Annotated in this window: 15 protein-coding genes; 4 read left to right on the top strand and 11 right to left on the bottom strand. The window is 67.8% G+C overall.

The window, feature by feature from the left end; genetic code table 11:
• Positions 1–213: 213 nt before the first annotated feature.
• Genes AC50X6_RS09635 through AC50X6_RS09625 form a run of 3 tightly spaced genes read right to left on the bottom strand, consistent with a single transcriptional unit; the run spans position 214 to position 3,494 of the window.
• On the bottom strand, positions 214–1,314 hold the full coding sequence (locus tag AC50X6_RS09635) for a polyprenyl synthetase family protein (RefSeq protein WP_494966001.1): 1,101 nt from the start codon (positions 1,312–1,314) through the stop codon (positions 214–216).
• Positions 1,311–2,687, bottom strand: coding sequence for a geranylgeranyl reductase family protein (locus AC50X6_RS09630; protein ID WP_494966000.1), 1,377 nt, complete (start codon positions 2,685–2,687; stop codon positions 1,311–1,313). Before AC50X6_RS09630 ends, AC50X6_RS09635 begins: the two co-directional genes overlap by 4 nt.
• Positions 2,688–2,699: 12 nt before the next feature.
• Complete coding sequence (locus AC50X6_RS09625) at positions 2,700–3,494, bottom strand: demethylmenaquinone methyltransferase (RefSeq protein WP_494965999.1); 795 nt, start codon at positions 3,492–3,494, stop codon at positions 2,700–2,702.
• A 108-nt stretch (positions 3,495–3,602) separates the two neighbouring features.
• On the opposite strand from AC50X6_RS09625, the gene AC50X6_RS09620 reads away from it, so the two are divergent.
• The 4 genes from AC50X6_RS09620 (at position 3,603) to AC50X6_RS09605 (ending at position 7,982) form a co-directional block, all read left to right on the top strand.
• The gene (locus AC50X6_RS09620; protein ID WP_494965998.1) at positions 3,603–5,030 is read left to right on the top strand and encodes an isochorismate synthase; all 1,428 of its coding nucleotides are present in this window, start codon (positions 3,603–3,605) and stop codon (positions 5,028–5,030) included.
• 203 nt (positions 5,031–5,233) lie between these two features.
• Positions 5,234–6,187 (top strand): ABC transporter substrate-binding protein, encoded by a 954-nt coding sequence (locus tag AC50X6_RS09615; protein ID WP_494965997.1) that lies wholly within the window; start codon positions 5,234–5,236, stop codon positions 6,185–6,187.
• 35 nt (positions 6,188–6,222) lie between these two features.
• Positions 6,223–7,209 carry an amino acid ABC transporter permease gene (locus tag AC50X6_RS09610; protein WP_494965996.1) on the top strand — a complete coding sequence of 329 codons (987 nt, stop codon included), beginning with the start codon at positions 6,223–6,225 and terminating at the stop codon, positions 7,207–7,209.
• A complete protein-coding gene (locus AC50X6_RS09605) occupies positions 7,206–7,982 on the top strand; it encodes an amino acid ABC transporter ATP-binding protein (RefSeq protein ID WP_494965995.1) in 777 nt (258 codons plus the stop codon). The genes AC50X6_RS09610 and AC50X6_RS09605 overlap by 4 nt, the downstream gene beginning before the upstream one ends.
• A 137-nt stretch (positions 7,983–8,119) precedes the next feature.
• Here the strand turns inward: AC50X6_RS09605 and AC50X6_RS09600 are convergent, their stop codons facing one another.
• The 8 genes from AC50X6_RS09600 to AC50X6_RS09565 all read right to left on the bottom strand — a co-directional run bounded on the left by AC50X6_RS09600 (position 8,120) and on the right by AC50X6_RS09565 (position 20,283).
• Positions 8,120–8,875 (bottom strand): hypothetical protein, encoded by a 756-nt coding sequence (locus AC50X6_RS09600; RefSeq protein ID WP_494965994.1) that lies wholly within the window; start codon positions 8,873–8,875, stop codon positions 8,120–8,122.
• A gap of 42 nt (positions 8,876–8,917) precedes the next feature.
• Positions 8,918–9,073, bottom strand: a complete 156-nt coding sequence (locus AC50X6_RS09595) for a hypothetical protein (protein WP_494965993.1) — start codon at positions 9,071–9,073, stop codon at positions 8,918–8,920.
• 812 nt (positions 9,074–9,885) lie between these two features.
• Entirely contained in the window at positions 9,886–11,604 is a 1,719-nt protein-coding gene (menD, locus tag AC50X6_RS09590) for a 2-succinyl-5-enolpyruvyl-6-hydroxy-3-cyclohexene-1-carboxylic-acid synthase (RefSeq protein ID WP_494965992.1), read from the bottom strand.
• A complete protein-coding gene (gene argS, locus AC50X6_RS09585; RefSeq protein WP_494965991.1) occupies positions 11,601–13,481 on the bottom strand; it encodes an arginine--tRNA ligase in 1,881 nt (626 codons plus the stop codon). The genes menD and argS overlap by 4 nt, the downstream gene beginning before the upstream one ends.
• Before the next feature lie 238 nt (positions 13,482–13,719).
• Entirely contained in the window at positions 13,720–16,062 is a 2,343-nt protein-coding gene (locus AC50X6_RS09580; RefSeq protein ID WP_494965990.1) for a heavy metal translocating P-type ATPase, read from the bottom strand.
• A gap of 485 nt (positions 16,063–16,547) precedes the next feature.
• Positions 16,548–18,644, bottom strand: coding sequence for a PhoX family protein (locus AC50X6_RS09575; protein ID WP_494965989.1), 2,097 nt, complete (start codon positions 18,642–18,644; stop codon positions 16,548–16,550).
• 312 nt (positions 18,645–18,956) lie between these two features.
• Entirely contained in the window at positions 18,957–19,745 is a 789-nt protein-coding gene (locus AC50X6_RS09570) for a class E sortase (RefSeq protein WP_494966007.1), read from the bottom strand.
• Positions 19,746–19,779: 34 nt separating this feature from the next.
• Positions 19,780–20,283, bottom strand: coding sequence for a DUF6993 domain-containing protein (locus tag AC50X6_RS09565; RefSeq protein WP_494965988.1), 504 nt, complete (start codon positions 20,281–20,283; stop codon positions 19,780–19,782).
• Between the last annotated feature and the right edge of the window lie 17 nt (positions 20,284–20,300).

Genomic DNA, 20,300 nt, shown 5'->3' with positions numbered 1-20,300 from the left:
ACACGTCGCCCAGGAACTCAACGCCCGACCACGCAAAACACTCGACTGGGACACCCCGGCCGAGCGTCTTCGTGCTTTACTGGAAGCCAGCTGACCTCGGGTGTTGCATCGACCCCTGGAATTCGCCTTCGGGTCCGAAGAATGGGCATGTCCCCCGCGGCGCGGAACGGTCCAGGCTCTGTCTGACCCCCGACGAACTAACGAAAATGACTGCTAGCTGGCGCGGTCCACTACGGCCAGCGCGAAGTTGGCCAGCGAGGTCTTGACCACTCCCTCGGGAAGCGGTGCGAGGGCGGCAATCGCCTCGTCGGCCCAGGCCCGGGCCACCACCCAGGATTCCGCTGTGACGGGATGCTCGCGCAGACCCGCGACGGCGGCGGCCAGCGCCTCGTCGGAGCTGAGGTCACCGTCAATAAGCTTCAGGAGTCCGACGGCGGACCGGTCGCCGCTTTCGGCGGCCTTCCGCAGCAACAGCACGGGTAGCGTCGGCACACCTTCGCGCAGGTCGGTTCCCGGGGACTTGCCGGACTTGACCTTGATTCCGGTGACATCGATGACGTCGTCGGCGAGCTGGAAGGCCACGCCCACCTTCTCGCCGTACTCAACCAGCATCGGCTCGTAGGACTCATCGGCGCCGGAGAAGATCGCGCCGAGCTGTCCGGAGGCCGCCACGAGCGAGCCGGTCTTGTCGGCGATGACGGACAAGTAATGCTCCACCGGATCCTCGTCCGGGCGCGGACCCACAGTTTCGTGCAGCTGGCCCAGGCAGAGCCGTTCAAAGGTCCGGGCCTGGATGCCGAGCGCGCGGGAGCCGAGCTCGGACACCAGGATGGAGGCCCGGGCAAAGATCAGGTCGCCGGTCAGGACGGCCACGGAGTTGCCCCAGACCTCATGCGCCGTGGGGGCGCCGCGGCGGAACGGCGCGGAATCCATGACGTCGTCGTGGTAGAGCGTGGCCAGGTGGGTCAGTTCCACCACGACGGCGGCCTGCACCACGGCCGGCCGGGAGGCGTCACCGAGGTGGGCGCAGAGCAGGGTCAGCAGCGGCCGGATCCGCTTGCCGCCGGCTTCCACGAGGTGGCGCGACGTTGCGTCAGCCAGCGGATCCGAGTTGGCGATGGCTTCGCGGAGTTTCTTCTCCACGCGCGCCAGGTTGGTGGTGATCGCGGGGCCCAGTTCGGGGTCCCCCGCGATCGCGGCGAAGCCGGCCGGCAGCTGCAGTCCGGTGGCGATGGCGGTGGTGTTCAGATCGGGTTCAGAGCTCGGCAGGCCGTGTCCGGCGTGCGTCCAGCTTTGGTCTGCAGAGTTGGTCACGGGTTAACCCTAACTTTTGTTGCGGAATCCGCGGAGTTGGTGCCGGGGCGCGATGAGCCGCCCGTGCCGGACAGAGCCTGGTTGGACAGGGCCTGGTTGGACGTGGCCGGGACCAGCGATTCCAGGACCCGGATCACGCGGTCCTCGAAGCCTTTGGCAGCGGGATCGGTGAGGTTGGCCAGCAGCCGTACCACAAAGCGCATCAGTACGGGGATGGGCATGCCCGTCCGGAGTGCCAGTTTCATGACGGCGGGCTTGCCGATCAGCGCGGCGAAGGCGCGGCCCAGGGTGAAGTGCGATCCCCACTGATCCCGCACGTAGTCCGCGTACCGCGAGAGGTGCGCGTCGGCGTCGGCCCCGGTCCAGCCGGCGGAGGCCGAGCGGGCGGCGCCGTCGATGATGAACTCGGCCGCGAAACGGGCGGACTCCATGGCATAGGAGATGCCCTCGCCGTTGAACGGGGAGACCATGCCGCCCGCGTCGCCGAGCAGCAGCAGTCCGGGCGAGTAGTGCGGGGTGCGGTTGAAGCCCATCGGCAGCGCGGCGCCGCGGATCTCGCCCACCTGGTTTTCGGGGGTGAAGCCCCACTCGGCGGGCATTCCGGCGGTCCATTCGCGCAGGACCTGCTTGTAATCGAGCTTGCCGAATTCCTTGGAGGAGTTCAGGATGCCCAGGCCCACGTTGGAGGTGCCGTCGCCGACGCCGAACACCCAGCCGTAGCCGGGCAGCAGCTTCCCGTCGCGGCCCGGAAGCTCCAGCCAGCCCTCCATCCAGTCGTCGTCGTGGCGCGGGCTGGTGAAGTAGGTGCGGACGGCCACGCCGAGCGGGCGGTCGTCGCGCTTCCGGATGCCCAGCGACACGGCGGTTCGGCTGGAGTTGCCGTCCGCGGCGAGGACCACGTCGGCGGCGAAGTCGCGGGTTTCGCCGGTCTTGCGGCCGGACTCGTCCAGCAGTGCGGCGCGGACTCCGGTCACCCGGCCGTCCTCGGAGCGGAGGGCTTCGGTGACGCTGTGGCGTTCCAGCACGACGGCGCCGGCGGACTGGGCGTGCCGGGCCAGTTCCTCGTCGAATCCCAGCCGGGTGCGGATCAGGCCGTACTGCGGAAAATCGGAGACCTCGGGCCAGGGAAGTTCGATCCTGCGGCCGCCGGCGATCAGCCGCAGGCCCTTGTTCCGCCGCCAGCCGTCCGCTTCCGGGTGCGGCAGGCCGAGCTTCTGGATTTCGCGGACAGCCCGCGGGGTGAGGCCGTCGCCGCAGACCTTCTCGCGGGGGAAGCTGGTTTTCTCCAGCACCGTGACGTCGAGGCCCGCCTGCGCCAGGTAGTACGCGGCAGTGGACCCGGCCGGACCTGCTCCGACGATCAGTACATTCACGGCGGCTGTCTTCTATCGCGCGGGTCGGGTGATGTTGCGCCGCAGCTTCGCCACCGGTCCGGTGTGGGCGGCCAGCGCTGCGGCCGCCTTGGCGGGATCACTTGCGGGGCCGGCCAGCGGCTTCTGGGCGCGGTGCACGGCGACGATGCCGCCGCTGATGTTGCGGTAGGTGACGGCTTCCCAGCCGGCGTCCTGCAGCCAAGCGGCAAGGTGGTCCTGGTCCGGCCAGGCGCGGATGGACTCGGCGAGGTACACGTACGCGTCCGGGTTGGAGGAGACCTTGACGGCGATGGCCGGCAGGGCGCGCATGAGGTATTCGGTGTACATGGTGCGCCACAGCGGGACCACTGGCTGGGAGAATTCGGCGATGACCAGCTTGCCGCCGGGCTTGGTGACCCGCAGCATCTCGGCCAGGGCCTTCTTCGGCTCGTTGACGTTGCGCAGGCCGAACGAGATGGTGCACGCGTCAAAGCTGTTGTCCGCGAACGGCAGGCGGGTGGCGTCCCCGGCAATGAAGTTGATGTCCGGGCGGCGGCGCTTGCCCACCTTGAGCATCCCGAGCGAGAAATCGCAGGCGATCACGTCGATGCCGGCGTCGGCATACGGCTCGCTGGAAGTTCCGGTGCCGGCGGCGAGATCGAGCACCCGCTGGCCCGCCACCACGCTCATGGCCTCGACCACAATCCGGCGCCAACGCCGCGTCTGTCCCATGGACAGGACATCGTTGACGACGTCGTATTTAGGGGCGACGTCGTCAAACATCGTGGCTACTTCGTCCGGACGCTTTTCCAAGGATGCTCGGTTCACCCTGTCATTGTCTCAAATGTTCGGCGCACCCACTAACCACGCCCTGATCAGCGGCTGAACACCACCTGGACCGGCCAGCAGGCGCCGCGGGAGTAATGTTGTCCCATCATGACCAGCGCGATCCGTACCCGAATTGTCAGGACTCTGACACTCCCCCTCGATGCAGAATCATTCCCCGGGGGGCTGCCGTCGTTTCTGGTCCGGGACGACGTCCTCTGCTGGACCCGCCGCGAAGCCGGCCTCGTGGGCTTCGGCGAGATCGCCCGGTTCACCGCCACCGGCCCGGAGCGTTTCCTCGAAGCTGACATCTGGTGGCGCCATCTGGTCATCGAGGCCGACATCACCGACTCGGTTGATTGTCCCGGCACCGGCCCCGTCGCCTTCGGCTCCTTCGCCTTTTCCAAAGTTTCCGCGCATGCCTCACGGCTGATCGTTCCCGAAATCGTGGTGGGCCTGCGCGACGGCAAGGCCTGGCTCACCCAGTTGACGTTCGACGACGGCCACCTCACCGAGGCGGGGGCACGCGCCGCGCTGGACCGCTGGCTGGGGACGCCCGGCGTCGTGCCTGGTGCGGACGGCACCTCTGTTGAGAGTCCGACGTCGGCAGCCGGCACCGCCGGGAACGGCACCTCCGGGACCGTGGCGGCAGAGCCGGGTGGCGCCGTCGTACTCCCCCTCCCGTTGGCTGCCGGGGCGACCCTGTCCACCGGCTCACTGAGTGAAGCGGACTGGATGGCGGCCGTGGGCGCCGGGGTGGCGGAAATCCGCACCGGCGCGCTGGAAAAGCTCGTGCTGGCCCGCGACATCGTCGCCACCGTCCCCGACGGCGTGAATGCCGCGGAAATCCTTCGCCAGCTGGCCGTGCGCTACCGCGAATGCTGGACTTACGGCGTCGACGGCCTGGTGGGTTCCACACCGGAGATGCTGATCCAGGTGGAGGGCCGCACGGCGCAGGCCCGCGTCCTGGCCGGTACCCTGGACCGCCGCGACGCCGAGGGAATGGCCGGCTCGCCGCTCGAGTTCGCAGAGCGGGTTCTCGCCGGCTCCGAGAAGCAGCGCCACGAACACCACATCGCCATCCAGTCGCTCACCACCCAACTGGCCCCGTTCTCGGAGGCGATGAACGCGCACAGCGAACCGTTCATCCTGGAACTGCCCAATGTGTGGCACCTGGCCTCGGATGTGAAGGCGGAGCTGACCGAGGTGGAAGGCCATGTCCCCACCTGCCTCGCCCTGATCAACGCGCTGCACCCGACCGCGGCCGTGTGCGGCACCCCCACCACGGTGGCAGGCGCCCTGATCCGCAAGCTCGAACACCTCGACCGCGGACCCTACGCCGGCCCGGTCGGCTGGCTCGACGCGGCCGGCAACGGCGAATGGGGCATCGCACTGCGCGGCGCGGTCATCGAATCCCCGGAAACGGTGCGGCTCTACGCCGGCTGCGGCATCGTGGAGGGTTCCGTGCCCGAAGCCGAGCTCGCCGAGACCTGGGCCAAGTTCCGGCCGATGCTGGAGTCCCTCGGCATCAGCAGCTGAGCCGAGTCCGGCCCGGTGCGCTGGGTGCGGCCCGGTGCGTGAATCCGGGATTTCAGAAACCTGGACATGCGGACGCCTTGCATTTGGCCCCCAATTAGTTATCCAATAGTGAAACTTAGTTTTCTGTGACGCACATCTCGTATTCGGCGATACACTATAAGCCGACTAAGTCACGCCTGTTCCTGCAACAAAAGGTTATGAAAATGCAGATCTCCCGTTCACTCCTGAGTACCTCCACGCTCAAGGCAGCCACTGTGCTCGCCGTCGGCGCCCTTGCCCTCTCCGCCTGCACCAATGCCTCTGAAACCGGAACATCCGGCGCGGCTGCTCCGTCCGGCAGCGCCAAATCCAGCTTTGACCCCACCACCGTTCAGAAGGACGACGCTCTGGCGGCCATGGTGCCGGCGGACATCAAGTCGAAGGGCACGCTGACGGTGGGTTCCGACACCAGCTACGCCCCCGCGGAATTCCTCGGCACCGACGGCCAGACCCCCGTGGGCTACGACGTAGACATCGCCAAGGCGATCGGCGCCACCCTGGGGCTGAAGGTCCAGGTGCAGACGTCCGAATTTACCGGGATTCTTCCGGCCCTCGGTCCGAAGTACGATCTGGGGATTTCCTCGTTCACCATCAACCCGGAGCGGCTCGGCGCGGTCAACATGGTCAGCTACTTCAATGCAGGAACCCGCTGGGCCGTGCAGAAGGGCAACCCCAAGAAATTCTCCCTGGATGACATCTGCGGCAAGTCCGTCGGTGTCCAGACCGGCACCGTCCAAGAGGATCCGGACGTCGCGGACCGCAACAAGAAGTGTGTAGCGGACGGCAAGCCGGCCATCAACGTCATCACGCTCAAGACCCAGACGGACATCACCACCCGGCTGGTCAACGGCAGCATCGACGCCATGGCCGCCGATTCGCCGATCACCGGCTATGCAGTCACGCAGACCAACGGCCAGATCGAAACACTTGGCGACGTGTACGACGCCGCTCCGCAGGGGATCGCCGTGGCCAAGCCGGACACCGCCTGGGCGGACGTCATCCAGAAGACCGTCACCAAGCTCATGGAGAACGGCTCCTACAAGAAGATCCTGGAAGGCTGGGGTAACGCCGAGGGCGCCATCACCAAGTCCGAGGTCAACCCGGCGGTCGGATCTTGAGTCATCCCGCAACCGGTAACACATCAGCTGCACAGTTGGACAGTCATCAGCAGGACCCGGCAGCACCGGTAGTACTGAACAAATCGGTGCCCGTCCGGCACCCGGGCCGCTGGATCAGCGCCATCATCATCCTCGGCGTGCTTGCCCTGCTCCTGCAGAGCATGTTCACCAATCCCAGATTCCGCTGGGACATCGTAGGGACCTACATCCTGGATACCAAGGTGGTCCAGGGCGTCGGCTGGACGCTGCTGCTGACTGTCGCCTCTATGGTCCTGGCCATTGTGCTTGCCATCCTTTTGGCGTTCATGCGCCAGTCGGAGAACCCGGTGTTCCGCTGGTCCAGCTGGGCCTGGGTCTGGTTCTTCCGCGGCACCCCGGTGTACACGCAGCTGGTCTTCTGGGGTCTGATCTCCGTCCTGTATCCCAAGATCACGGCTGGCATCCCGTTCGGACCCGAATGGTTCAGTTTGGACACCAGCTCCGTGATCACTTTTTTGGTCGCGGCCATCCTGGGCCTGGGCCTGAACGAGTCCGCCTACCTGGCGGAAATCTTCCGGGCTGGGCTCAAGTCAGTGGACCGCGGCCAGATGGAAGCCGCCGAGGCCCTGGGCATGGGCAAGACCAAGATCATGTGGCGGATCATCCTGCCGCAGGCCATGCGGGTGATTGTGCCGCCCACCGGCAATGAAACCATCGGCATGCTGAAGACCACGTCCCTTGTCCTGGCCGTGCCGTTCACGCTGGATCTGACCTTCGCCACGAACACCCTGGCCAACAGGACTTACCTGCCGGTACCGCTGCTGATCGTGGCAGCTATCTGGTACCTCGTAATTACCAGTGTTCTCATGGTGGGCCAACACTTCATCGAGGCCTACTACGGCAAGGGAGTGGACAACCTTGCTCCGGCGGCGATCAATCCGGCCACGATCAATCCGGCGGCCGCCAAAGCCGCCGGCGCAGCGCCGGGCGCTGCAGCCGGGCCGGCGTCGAAGATGGACTACCCCGAGGAGGGGGCAAAATGACGATCACCGCTGAGAAACCGCTGGTGCGGATTGAGGGCCTCCACAAGTTCTACGGCCGCCACCATGTGCTGCGCGGGATCGATCTGGAGGTCAACCGGGGCGAGGTGTCCGTGGTGATCGGCCCGTCCGGTTCCGGCAAATCCACCATGCTGCGGTGCGTGAACCTGTTGGAGACCATCAGCGCGGGACGCGTCTCCGTGGGCGACCAGCTGATCGGATACCGGGAGGTCAACGGCCGGCTCCATGACCTGAAAACGAAGGACATCGCGGCCCAGCGCCGCGAAATCGGCATGGTGTTCCAGCGGTTCAACCTGTTCCCGCACAAGACTGCGCTCTACAACATCATGGAGGCGCCGGTCCATGTTCGGGGCCAGTCCCGGGAGGCCGCACGGAAGAGGGCCATGGAGCTTCTGGACCGCGTGGGCCTGTCGGACCATGCCGGCCACTACCCGTCGCAGCTTTCCGGCGGGCAGCAGCAGCGGGTAGCAATCGCCCGCGCCCTGGCCATGGAGCCGGAGCTTATGCTCTTCGATGAACCCACTTCCGCGCTGGATCCTGAACTGGTTGGCGACGTCCTGAACGTTATGAAGGACCTCGCCCAGTCCGGCATGACCATGATTGTGGTGACCCACGAGATCGGCTTTGCCCGCGAAGTGGGCGACCGCCTGACGTTCATGGATGGCGGTGTGGTGGTGGAATCCGGTGATCCCCAGGAAATTCTGGCCAACCCGAAGCATCCCCGCACCAAGGAATTCCTCAGCAGGGTCCTGTAGGCCACAGGTTCCCCTGCCGACGCGCAAAAGCCCTGGCGCTGCTGGAATTCCGGTAGCGCCAGGGCTTTTGCGCGTCACGGTCGGGTTTGCGCGTCGCGGGCAGGTTGGCGCGTCGCGGGCGGGTTTTCGCGTCGCCTTCACCGGGCGGAGCGGGCACGACGCCGGGGCACGCCCGCCGCTGCCAGCTTCCTTTCGAGTAGCCCGGCTGCGATCAAATCGGCCCAGACCAGGCGGACCACGTTGTTTCCCAGTGCCCGGATCCGGTTCTCCCTGTCCTTTTCGTCGACGACGGCCTGAGACGTGGTCCGGCCCTTCAGGTATTCAGGCTTGACGTACTTTTCGACGCCGTCAAACTCGCCGGCAACCCGAACGCCGTCCCAGTAGTAGTCCGTGTAACCGACGAGTCCTGAACCATCCCGGATTTCGTACTGGAGTTCCGGCACCGGGAACCCTGCTGCCCACATGAGGGCCCGGCCGTAGGACTCGCCGGCCGAGCCGGACCGCGGATCGGCAAATTCCACTGCCCTCCGGATCCGCCGCGCGGCAGCCATATTGCAATTGCCCTCGATTCCGGCCAACAGCATTTCCTTTGTGAGGGCCGGCAGGCGCTGCGCAACGTCCGGCTTGAGCACATGGTCCAGGGGCACCACTGCCTCGGTAAACGGTGAGAAGGCGGCAAGATCCAGCACTGTGCGGACTCTGCCGGTCACCAGGAGCCCGTCCCGCCGGACGCACGTCGAGCCGGCCGGAGGAGCGTAGTGCCGCAGCACCCCCGCACGGGAGCGTCCGCCGTCGTTCTGCAGGGTCAGGGCGTGCACGGGGCGCCGGAGTCCGATCGTCGGAATTCTCCACACAGAAGCGGCGGAGTGCCGGGCAAAGATGGTCGGAGCCACAAAGGTCTCCGCGGCCGCACTGACCCGGACCCGGTACTGGTCTCAGGGATGCAAAGCCCGCCAGACACCGCCGTCGACGTAGACACCCTGGCGCACCCGGAACAGTGCGCCCGAACGGCAGCGGCCGGCCAGTTCCTTGGGAGTCAGCCCTTGTTGGATGTGCTCGCGGGTGAGGATCAACTTTGGCAGTTCGGTCATGGAACGAAGATCGCAGGCTATCGGCGGCCGCACCAGGCCGAAGCGGGTCCATGTGGACAACTCGAGGCGCGGCGCTTCCCATTTCTGCGCGGCGCTTCCCGCTCTGCGACGCGCTTCCCGTTCCGCGACACGCAAAATACCTGGCGCGGCGGGAATTCAAGCCGCGCAGGGTATTCTCCGTGTCGCCGGGCACGTGCCGCGTCGCCAGGCGTGGGGCGCGTCGCCGGGCACGATCTGCGTCGCGCATTCCGTTCCGCCCGGCGCGTTCCCTTCTGCGACGCGCATTCCGTTCTGCGACGCGCATTCCGTTCTGCGACACGCAAAATACCTGGCGCGGCGGGAATTCAAGCCGCGCAGGGTATTTTCCGCGTCGCCAGGCACAATCCGCGTCGCCAGGGGGAAAGCGCGTCGCCAGGCAGGTGGCGCGTCGCCAGGCACATTCCGCGTCGCCGGGCCCGATCTGCGTCGCGCATTCCGTTCTGCGCGGCGCTTCCCGTTCTGCGACACGCAAAATACCTGGCGCGGCGGGAATTCAAGCCGCGCAGGGTATTTTCCGCGTCACCAGACACGTTCCGCGTCGCCAGGCAGGGGGCGCGTCGTCAGGCACGTACCGCGTCGCCAGGCACAAAGTGCGTCGCCAGGCCCGATCTGCGTCGCGCATTCCGTTCCGCGCAGCGCGGTCCGTCCTACGACGCGCTTCCCGTTCTGCGACACGCAAAATACCTGGCGCGGCGGGAATTCAAGCCGCGCAGGGTATTTTCCGCGTCGTCAGGCACGTGCCGCGTCGCCAGGCACAAAGTGCGTCGCCAGGGCTACTCCGCGGCCAGCACTCCGGTCACGGCAGCGCCCACCGCGGACTTGATCCGAGCGTGCAGCTCCCGCAGGCTGCGCCGGTCGGTTCGCACCTCGATGATGCGGCGGCCCTCCCAGGGCTCCGCCAGCGCGGCGGCGAGCTCCGCCGTCGTGCTTACCGAGCGGTGGGCGACGCCGTACGCCGCCGCGAGCGCCGCAAGGTCCACGGACTGCGGGGTCCCAAACAGGCGTTCGACGGCGTCGCCGTAGCGCCCGGTTGCCTCCACGGCCCCGTGTTCAAGCAGCCCGAAGATGGCCCCGCCGGCGTCGTTCAACACTACGATCCGGAGCGTCGGCTCCGCTTCCCCGGCGCCCAGCAGCAGTCCGCCGGCGTCGTGCAGGAAGGTGACGTCACCCATCAGCACCGTGGTTTCCTGCAGGCCGCCCAGGGCAATGCCGGTGGCCGTGGCGATGGTGCCGTCGATCCCGGCCAGGCCGCGGTTGGCGAAGACCGTGGCGAGCGGTTCCGGCGCGGGCCAGCCTGCAAGGTCCACGTCGCGGATACCGTTAGAGGAGCCGAGGACCAGCTGCCCCTTCGAGTGCGCCCAGACGAGGGCACCCACGGACGGCCCGGTGGCGGCGGTTCCAGCGAGGACGAGGTCGACGGCGTGCTGCGCGGCGGCCCCCGCCAGGAGCCAGGCATCCAGCCAGGCCGCGGAGCCACGGCCGGCAAAGTCGGCAAGATCAGCCAGGGTCTCGAGCGGAAGCTCAGTGCGTCGGCCGGGCTCGTACCAGGCCACCGGCACGGGCTGGTACAGAGCCGAAGGGACGTCGGCGCGGGCCAGCAAGGCGCCAACGGGCCGGGAGAGGGTGGGCCGGCCGAAGAGCACCACCCGCTCGATCGGCTGCGGGGAGTCCGGGCCAAAATGCTCCAGCAGCAGCCGGTAAGGGCCCACCGCATTCGGCCCGAACCGGGCGTTGGAGGACGGTTCGGCGAGGAGCGGCAGGCCGTGGGCGCGGGCGAAGGCCTCGGCCACCGGACCGGCGTCGTGCCCGGCGAGCACCACCGTGCGCCGCTCCGGCAGGCCGTCCGAGGCGGGCGGGAAATCGAGGGCCAGCGGACCGTGGGCCGCACGGTAGATCCGGCGGCCGGACTCGGGCGGCAGCCGATCCCCGGGCGCGGGAACGAGAGGGTCACGGAAGGCCAGGTTGAGGTGAACGGGTCCGGGCGGGGTGTCCGCAAAGGCTCCGGTGGCGGCGCTCAGAGCGGTCTCGACCGCGCGCCGCGGATCGCTGCCGGCGGGTACATCGGCGGCGAAGCGCACGTGGTCGCCGAAGAGGTCCAGCTGCACCGTGGTCTGGTTGGCGCCGGTGCCGCGGAGTTCCTCGGGCCGGTCGGCCGAGATGACCACGAGGGGCACCGCGGCGTGGTTGGCCTCCATGACGGCCGGCATCACATTCCCGACGGCGGTCCCGGAGGTGGTGAGCACGGCCGCGGGCGTCCCTGTGGCGAGGGCCAGGCCGAGGGCCGTGAAACCGGCGTCGCGTTCGTCGATCCGGACCAGCAGCTCCACCCGGCCGGCGGCGTCGGCCTCGGCCAGGGCGTAGGCCATCGGGGCGGAGCGCGAGCCGGGCGCCACCACCACGTAGCGCACGCCGGAGTCCAGCAGCGCGGCGACGGCGGTCCGCGCGGCGTCCAGCGCGCTCAATCCGTTGGGGCCCGGGTCCGCCGGACTCACATGTTCTCCGGCGTCTCGATGCCGAGCAGTTCCAGGCCGCCGGAGAGCCTGCGCAGCACCAGCGCGCAGAGCGCCAGCCGCGATTCCCGGACCGAATCCTCGGACTTCAGCACGGGGCACTGATCGTAGAAGGAGGTGAAGAGCTGCGCGAGCTCGAAGAGGTACGCGCACAGCCGGTGCGGCTCGAGCACCTCGCCCACCTTGCTCAGCGTGGCGCCGTATTCGAGCAGGTGCAGGGCCAGTGCGCGTTCGGCGGGTTCGACGACGGCGATCGCCGTTGCCGGGATCCCGCCGTCGGAGTCGGTTACGTCAGTTTCGGTCCCGGCGTCGGAGCCGGTTCCGTCAGGGGCGTGGGCTCCGGCGGCGCGGGTCCCGGCGGCGGGGGCTCCGGCGGCGGGCTGCTCGAGCACCCCGGCCTTGCGCAGAATGGAGCGGATCCTCGCGGCGGCGTACTGCACGTAAGGCCCGGTGTTGCCGCTCAGGGCAAGCATCCGGTCGAAGTCAAAGACGTATTCGGTGTCGTGGCCCACGGAGAGGTCCGCGTATTTGACGGCGCCGATCCCCACCTGGCGGGCGGTCACGGCGCGCTCCTCCTCGGTGAGCTCGGGCCGGCTGGTGTCGATGACGGCGCGGGCGCGGTCCACGGCTTCCTCCAGCAGGGCCATCAGCTTCACCGGGGCGCCGGAGCGGGACTTCAGGATCTTCCCGTCCTCGCCCAGCACGTTGCCGATCTGCACGTGCACGGCCTCGACGGCGTCCGGGAGCCAGCCGGCGTCGCGGGCCGTGGCCATGACCATGCGCAGGTGGACGTTCTGCGGCGCACCCACAACGTAGAGGACGCGGTCGGCCTCGAGCTCGCGGACCCGGTAGCGGATGGTGGCAAGGTCGGTGGTGCCGTAGCCGTAGCCGCCGTCGGACTTGCGGATGATGAGCGGCTGCGGCTGGCCGTCGCGGCCGGTGAATCCGGCGGGGAACGTGCAGAGGGCGCCGTCGCTGACCCGCGCGAGCCCGCTGTCCTCAAGTTCCTGGCACAGGCGTGCCAAATCGGCGTCGTACGAGCTTTCGCCGGCGATGTGGTCGTCCGTGAGACTGATGCCCAGCGTGGCGTAGATGGCGTTGAAGTAGCGTTTCGACTGGGCCACCAGCCGCTGCCAGACCGCGAAGGTCTCGGCGTCGCCGCCCTGCAGGGCCACCACCCGGAGCCGGGCGCGGGTGGCGAAACCGTCGTCGTCGGCGGCCGAGGCGTCGAACTTGGCGCGGGCCGCCTGATAGAAGGCGCTGGGGTCATCGACCAGCAGCGCCGCCGCCGGGGAATCCTCGCCGATCTCCAGCCAGTGCTCCACCAGCATGCCGAATGGAGTACCCCAGTCGCCGATGTGGTTCTGCCGGATGACGGTGTCCCCCATCGCCTCGAGCACCCTGACGAGGCTGTCGCCCACCACCGTGGTGCGCAGGTGCCCCACGTGCATCTCTTTGGCGACGTTCGGCGAGGAATAGTCGACGACGACGCGCCGGGCTTCTGCCTGCTGCGCGGCCGGGGCGCCGGGAGCTTCGGCACTGGTGGCTCCGGCACTGCGGGACTCGGTGTTGAGCAGCTCTTCGATCCAGGTGCCGTCGAAGGTGAGATTGATAAAGCCCGGGCCGGAGATTTCAACCGCGGTGCAGATGCCGTCCAGTTCGAGGGCTTCGACAATCCGCGCGGCGGCGTCCCTCGGCGGCGTGCCGAGCTTCTTGGCCAGGGCCATGGCGGCATTGATCTGGATGTCCGCGAACTGCGAGGGCCTGATCACCGGATCCGTCCCGCGGTATTCTTCGCCGAACGCGCTGGCAATCGCTGCCTGGACTCTGGGGACAACCAATTCGGCCGGATTATTCACACTGTTCAAAATATCAGTTCCGCCGCGCCCGAAACCCCCGGCGCTCCCTCACCTCCCGCCCCCAGAAGCAACGCGGGGTCACATCGCGCCCATAATGGCCCCCAACATGGGCCGGATGTGACCCCGCGTTGCGGTGAAGAAGCCTGGAACTCCGGAGCGAAGCGGCCCCCTGACCGCGGCCCCGAGGCAGGCGCCGCGAGGCAGGGCCCCGAGGCCAGGGAGCTGCGCGGCGGTTCGGTCAGATTTTCGTTGCCCGCAGACGCAGCGCGTTGGTGATCACGCTGACGGAGGACAGCGCCATCGCGGCGGCAGCGACGATCGGTGAGAGCAGCAGGCCGAAGGCTGGGTAGAGAATGCCTGCAGCGAGCGGGATTCCGGCAGCATTGTAGATGAACGCGAAAACAAGGTTCTGCCGGATGTTAGCCATGGTGGCTTCGGAGAGCTTCCTGGCCCGCACGATTCCGGTCAGGTCCCCCTTCAGCAGCGTAATTCCGGCGCTCTCGATCGCCACATCGGTTCCGGAACCCATGGCGATGCCGACGTCGGCCGCGGCCAGGGCGGGTGCGTCGTTGACGCCGTCGCCGGCCATGGCGACAATCCGGCCCTCGGCGCGCAGCCGCTCGACGACGGCGCTCTTGTGATCGGGCAGCACCTCCGCCTCGATCTCGGTGATCCCCAGCCGCCGGGCGACCGCTTCGGCCGTGGTGCGGTTGTCGCCGGTGAGCATGACAACGCGGACGCCTTCCTGCCGCAGGGCGGCCAGCGCGGCGGGTGTGCTTTCCTTGATCGGGTCCGCGATGGCGAGCACGGCGGCCGGAAGTCCGTCGATGCCGGCGAAGATGGCGGTCGCGCCGTCGGCCCGCAGTTCCTCGGCACGCGCGGCGAGGGCATCGGTCTGCACGCCTTCGGAGGCCAGGAACTTCGCACTGCCCAGCAGCACGCGCCGTCCCTCAACTGTTCCGGAGACACCCTTACCCAGCGGCGAGTCGAAGTCCTCGACCGCGGGAATGGTGATGCCGGCGCGTTGCGCGGCTTCGATGATGGCCAGGCCAAGCGGGTGCTCGGAGGCCTGCTCGACGGCGGCGGCCAGCCGCAGCACGTCCTGTTCCGCGAAGCCGTCGGCCGTCACAATCCCGGTGACGGAGGGCCGTCCCTCGGTCAGGGTCCCGGTCTTGTCGACGACGAGTGTGTCGATCTTTTCCATCCGTTCGAGGGCTTCGGCGTTCTTGATGAGCACGCCCAGACCCGCACCGCGTCCGACGCCGACCATGATCGACATCGGTGTGGCCAGGCCGAGGGCACATGGGCAGGCAATGATCAGCACGGAAACGGCCACGATCAGTCCGTGCGCCATCCGGGGTTCTGGTCCGGCCACTGCCCAGATGATGAAGGCGGCCACGGAGATGGCGATGACGATCGGAACGAACCAGGAGGCGACCTTGTCGGCCAGGCCCTGGATCGGGGCACGGGACCGCTGGGCGGCGGCGACCATGGCGACAATGCGGGCCAGCATGGAGTCCCGGCCCAGTTTCTGAGCGCTGATGACCAGCGCCCCGGTCTGGTTGAGCGTGCCGCCGACCACGTGGTCCCCGGCCTGTTTGGTCACAGGCATCGATTCTCCGGTGACCAGGGATTCGTCGAGCGTGGAGCGCCCGTCCACCACTTCGCCGTCGACCGGGACCTTCTCCCCCGGCCGGACCCGGACCCGGTCACCGACCTGCAGCTGGCCGAGCGGCACTTCCTGTTCGACGTCGTCGGCCCCGATCCGCCGCGCGGTCTTGGGCGTCAGATCCAGCAGGGCCTTGATGGCCCCGGAGGTCTGCTCCCGGGCGCGCAGCTCGAGCACCTGGCCGAGCAGGACCAGGACCACAATGACCGCGGCGGCCTCGAAGTAGACGTCTACGCTGCCGTCCATGGCCCGGAACGCCTCGGGAAAGGCGGACGGGACGAGGACGGCGGCCACACTGTAGAGCCAGGCCACCCCGGTGCCGATTGCGATCAGCGTGAACATATTCAGTTGCATGGTCCGCAGCGACGCCCAGCCGCGGACGAAGAACGGCCAGCCGGCCCACAGCACCACCGGCGTGGCCAGAACGAACTGGATCCAGGCGGAGAGCCGCGGCGGTACAACTTCATGCAGCTCGGGGAAAAGGTGGCCGCCCATTTCAAGGATGACGACCGGGATCGTCAGGGCCAGGCCGACCCAGAAGCGCCTGGTCATGTAGCCGAGTTCGGGGTTGGGTCCGCTGCCGGCAGTGATGACCACCGGTTCCAGCGCCATCCCGCAGATCGGGCAGGAACCGGGGCCGGCCTGCCGGATTTCTGGGTGCATCGGACAGGTGTACTCAAGCTCCCCCCCGTCCGACGGCGCCATTTCCGCTGACGCCACGCTGCCGGGCAGATACCGGTCCGGATCCGCCACGAACTTGGCTTGGCACCCGGGCGAGCAGAAGTAGTACGAATGTCCCCGGTATTCGGTGTGGTGTCCGGTGGCGTGCGGGTCAACGGTCATCCCACAAACGGGATCCTTGACCTGCTGGGCCGTTGCGGCCCCGCGGTGGTGGTGTGCATCCTCGGTCATGATTAGTCCTCTGTATGGGGCCGCGCCGCCTGTGGTCGGGGTTCAGCGGACGACGGCGGGCCGGTAGCGGGCTGCTTCCCGGGGCAGCAGCCCGCTGGTGATGTGGTTCAAGCTGGTCTACTCAACGCGGATAGGAGATTTCCGCGGAGTCCGGAAGCGTCAGGTCACCCTAGATTGCGCTCCGCCGCACCGCGGAGGAAGACCTTCAAGCGTCCGGCCCTACTTTAAACGAGTGCAGCGACGACTCTTTCCGGTACTCCTGAACATATACCCCTAGGGGGTATCAGTCAAGTCCGCTCAGACTTGTGCGGACATACTGCCCAACATACGCTCCCTCATTTCCGGCCACTAAACAGCAAACGCTCCCCCACATTCCGCCGTCGAAATGCGGAATGTGGAGGAGCGCCGCCCCGGAGAAGCAACGCGGGGTCAGATATCGCCCATCCCGGGCCCTGACATGGGCCGGATGTGACCCCGCGTTGCTGTTAGTCGTCGGCGCGGTAGACCTGCACCACGGACGGACGCGGGGCGCGCGCCTGGCCCCGCTTCGGCGTCGTGCCGGCCGCAACGTAGTCCGGGAAGAAGGACAGCTGCGCATCGAAGGTGCCGTCCTCGCCCGGGTGCTGCACGGAGACGAACACGGTGCGTTCCTCGTCGTGGATGATGGGCCCGCAGGTTTCGGCGTCGCGCGGGACGGCGAGGAACTGCTCCACCCGGCCGCGCTCGGCGCCGTCGAGCGTGACCTTGAACAGGCCGTCGGCCTTGCCGATGCCGGAGGGGGCGCCGTCGGTGGAGATCCAGAGGTTACCCACCGAGTCGAACGCCAGGTTGTCCGGGCAGGAGATGGGCGAGACCTTGTCCACCGGGAAGCCGGAGAAGTAGGTGACGTCGCCCTGGGCGGGATCGCCGCAGACCATCAGCAGGTTCCAGCGGAACGCCGTGGCGGTCTGGTCGCCCGTCTCGGTGATTTCCACGATGTGGCCGTCGCGGTTTTCGTTGCGGGGGTTGATCTCGGTGGCGCCTTCCTTGCCGGGCTTGCCGCGGTCCGAGTTGTTGGTGCAGGCCACGTAGACCTTGCCCGTGTGCAGGCTGGGCTCGACGTCCTCGCAGCGGTCCATCTTGGTGGGGCCCACCTTGTCCGCGGCCAGCCGGGTGTAGACCAGCACTTCTTCGACGGACATGCCTGCGACGGCGGACTTGCCGCCGACGACGAGCGGCAGCCATTCGCCGGAGCCGTCAAACCCGCCGTCGGAGGGCAGAGTGCCCTTGCCGTCGATCTCGGCCGCCGGGGAGTTCCCGGTGAACTTGGCGACGTAGAGATCCCCGGCGGACAGCAGGGTCATGTTGTGTTTGCGGTCGCCGGCTGTTGTTCCGGGACGGTACTTCTCTGCCGAGACGAACTTGTAGAGGTAGTCGAACCGCTCGTCGTCGCCGGAGTATGCCACCACGTGCCCGGACTCGGCCACGATCACGTTGGCGCCCTCGTGCTTGAAGCGGCCCAGGGAGGAGTGCTTCTTCGGCGTGGACGTGGGATCGAGGGGATCGACTTCCACGATCCAGCCGAAGCGGTTCGCCTCGTTCTCGTAGCCCGGGTTGCGGGTGTCGAACCGCGGATCGTCCAGCTCCCACTTGCGGGCCGTCGGCTTCGAGGTCAGGCCGTAGCGCTTGTCGCTGGCGGAGGTGCCCGGCGAGACGAAGTAGCCGTTGAAGTTCTCCTCGCCGGAGAGGATGGTGCCCCACGGGGTGGTGCCGCCGGCGCAGTTGCCGAGGGTGCCCAGAATGGTGCGGCCGGCCGGATCCGCCTTCGTCCGGACCAGCGGCGAGCCGGCCGCCGGGCCGGTCAGTTCGTAGGCGGTGTTGTTCAGGTAGCGGCGGTTGAGCTTCGCGCCCTGCACGTACGCCCACGGCTTGTTCTTGTTCTTTCGCTCCAGCTCCACAACTGAGAGCCCGTGCGCGGCGGCGCCGATCGCGCGGACCTCCTCGGCGGGCATCGTGGCCGGGAACATGATGCTCTCGTTGGTGTATTCGTGGTTGGCGAAGAGCACCGCGCGGCGGCCTTTACTGCCGGGGAGTTCGAGGATGTCCGTGTAGTCGTTGTTGTAGCCGAACTGTCCGGCCTGGGCCGCGGCGGTCTGGCGCTGGAGGTCGAAGTCCGGTGTGTCCTTGAACAGCGGGTCGCCCCAGCGGATGACCGGCTGCCAGGTGAAGCCTTCCGGAACGGTGACGGCGTCGACGGCGGCGTCAACCGGCGCGATGGCGGTGAACTTGAGCCTGGACTTTCCGAAGCCGTTCTTGGCTGCCGGGGCGAGACCCGGGCCGCCGTCGGCCACCGCAGACTCAGCGGAAGTCAGTGCTCCGCCGAACGCGACGGCGAGCGCGCCGGCGGCGCCGAAGCCCAGCGCCGCGCGGCGGGACATGGTGGCGGAGGCGATGTCGCGGAAGTAGCTGTTGGAGCTGGTGTTGCAGACCTCGCCGGAGCAGGCGTTGTCGCATTTCAGCGCGCAGGTGACGGCGCTGCGCTTGCCTTTGGTATGGCCAAGCATCGGGAGCAGGGAAAACGTGCGTCCGGAGGAAACAGACATGGAGAGACCTTCCATGGGCGGGTAGCGGGCAAGCCCACCCTGCCAGCCTTGGACCACGCGGAGCCGTCCCCCCGGTGAAGTTCCGGTGAACTCGGCGGTTTGGCCCGTTGCCAGGACGGCCGGCACGGCGGCCCCCGACAAAGCAAGCCCCCGCCTTTACCCCACCGTGTTTCCGTTTAGTTGGGTCACGTGGGCCACCCAAGGAAAGACGAACTCAACCAGCGCCACCAACACAACCGCGAGCAGCACCAGGGAAATGGCCGCCCGCAGCCAGAGGGGCCCGGGGAGCTGACGGAATAGCCATGCATACATCTATTTGCCCTGTCCTTGTAGCTCAGCGAGCTGTTTTGCAATGGCTGCCGGCGGCCCGGCACTGAGGGGCTGCCACGATTCGAAAACGGAGTACGCGATGATGCGCTCCTCAGAGCCGAATCGCGGATTGCAGCTTGTCATGGTCATGATCCTGCTCGCCGGTTTGGCGTCCGGCTCGCCTGGCACCGGCAACAACACGTCCGTCCGGTCCGGCAGGACGATCTCCCCGTTGCGGTACACGTAGGTGTAGAAGGCGTCGGCTGTCTGAACATAGATCTTGTCCCCAGGCACCAGGGTGTGGATCGCGTCGAGAACGGCTCCGTGTGTCTGGCGGTGACCTGCAACCACAAAGTTCCCCAGCTCGCCCGGCATGGCGGTGCTTTCGTAGTGGCCGAGCCCCAGGGTATCCAGGACTTCCTGGCTGGTGCCTTGGACGATCGGTCTGCTGTAATCCGACCCGAACCTCGGAATATATACGACGGCGATCGCCTGTCCGCGCCCTGGCGCCATTCCCACCGGAGGAGCCGAGCCCGCCGCCTCCGGGCCACCCGCTGGCGCAGGCAGGCTAACCGCTGGCGGGGCTCCCGCTGCGGGAGCGGGCGGTGCAGCGGGAACGGAGTTCTGCTGGATGAACTGCTTCACGGCGACAGCCTGACCCGCGTCGGCCTCCACATTGGTCCACCAGAGTGCCCATGCGACGAAGAGCAGTGCTATGACACCCGCGGTCATCAGGAGTTCGCCCGCCACCTGGAAAAGCAGCAGCCCCGGGCTGCGACGCGCCGGGTTCACACGGACGGGAACCCCGGCTCCGCCGTCCAGCCGGCTACTTGTCGGTACTGCCAACGAAGCACCTCCCGTTCCAGAGGACCGGCAGCACGGACAATTCCAGCCTTCCGCCGCGCAGTTGCGCCATCACGCAATGCTCGCCACTCAGGACTCCGGCCTCCACAGCTTCCACGGCCAACCCCGTCGGCGTCCGCGAAGCTGAGACCTCAACGGCCTCCGCCCCGAACCCAGCTGTGGCAAGGGCCGCCCGGATCTGCTCCCGACTCGCTTCCGGATTGGAAGCAGCCACCGGCCCAAGGGCCGCTTGCACTTTCTGGCGAACGTCGGGCACCGGAGCGCTCGACGGCGAGTCCGCGGCAGCGCCCGACGGCGCACCTGCGGCAGCAGGCCCCGTCTCGGACCCCGCAGCGTCGGGGGACGCCGGGCCGGGTGCAGCAGAACATCCGGACACGCTGAGCAGCAACGTCAGCGGCACCGCCAGCAAGCCAGGTCTGCACCGGCGGACGCGCACGCGGAACCGGACGGGCGTGTGAGGGGTCATCGGAACATCTTGCCATG

It is taken from the genome of Pseudarthrobacter sp. HLT1-7, from assembly GCF_059383435.1.
Note: the sequence above shows the minus strand (reverse complement) of the source record. Positions and strands in the feature narration are given on the sequence as shown.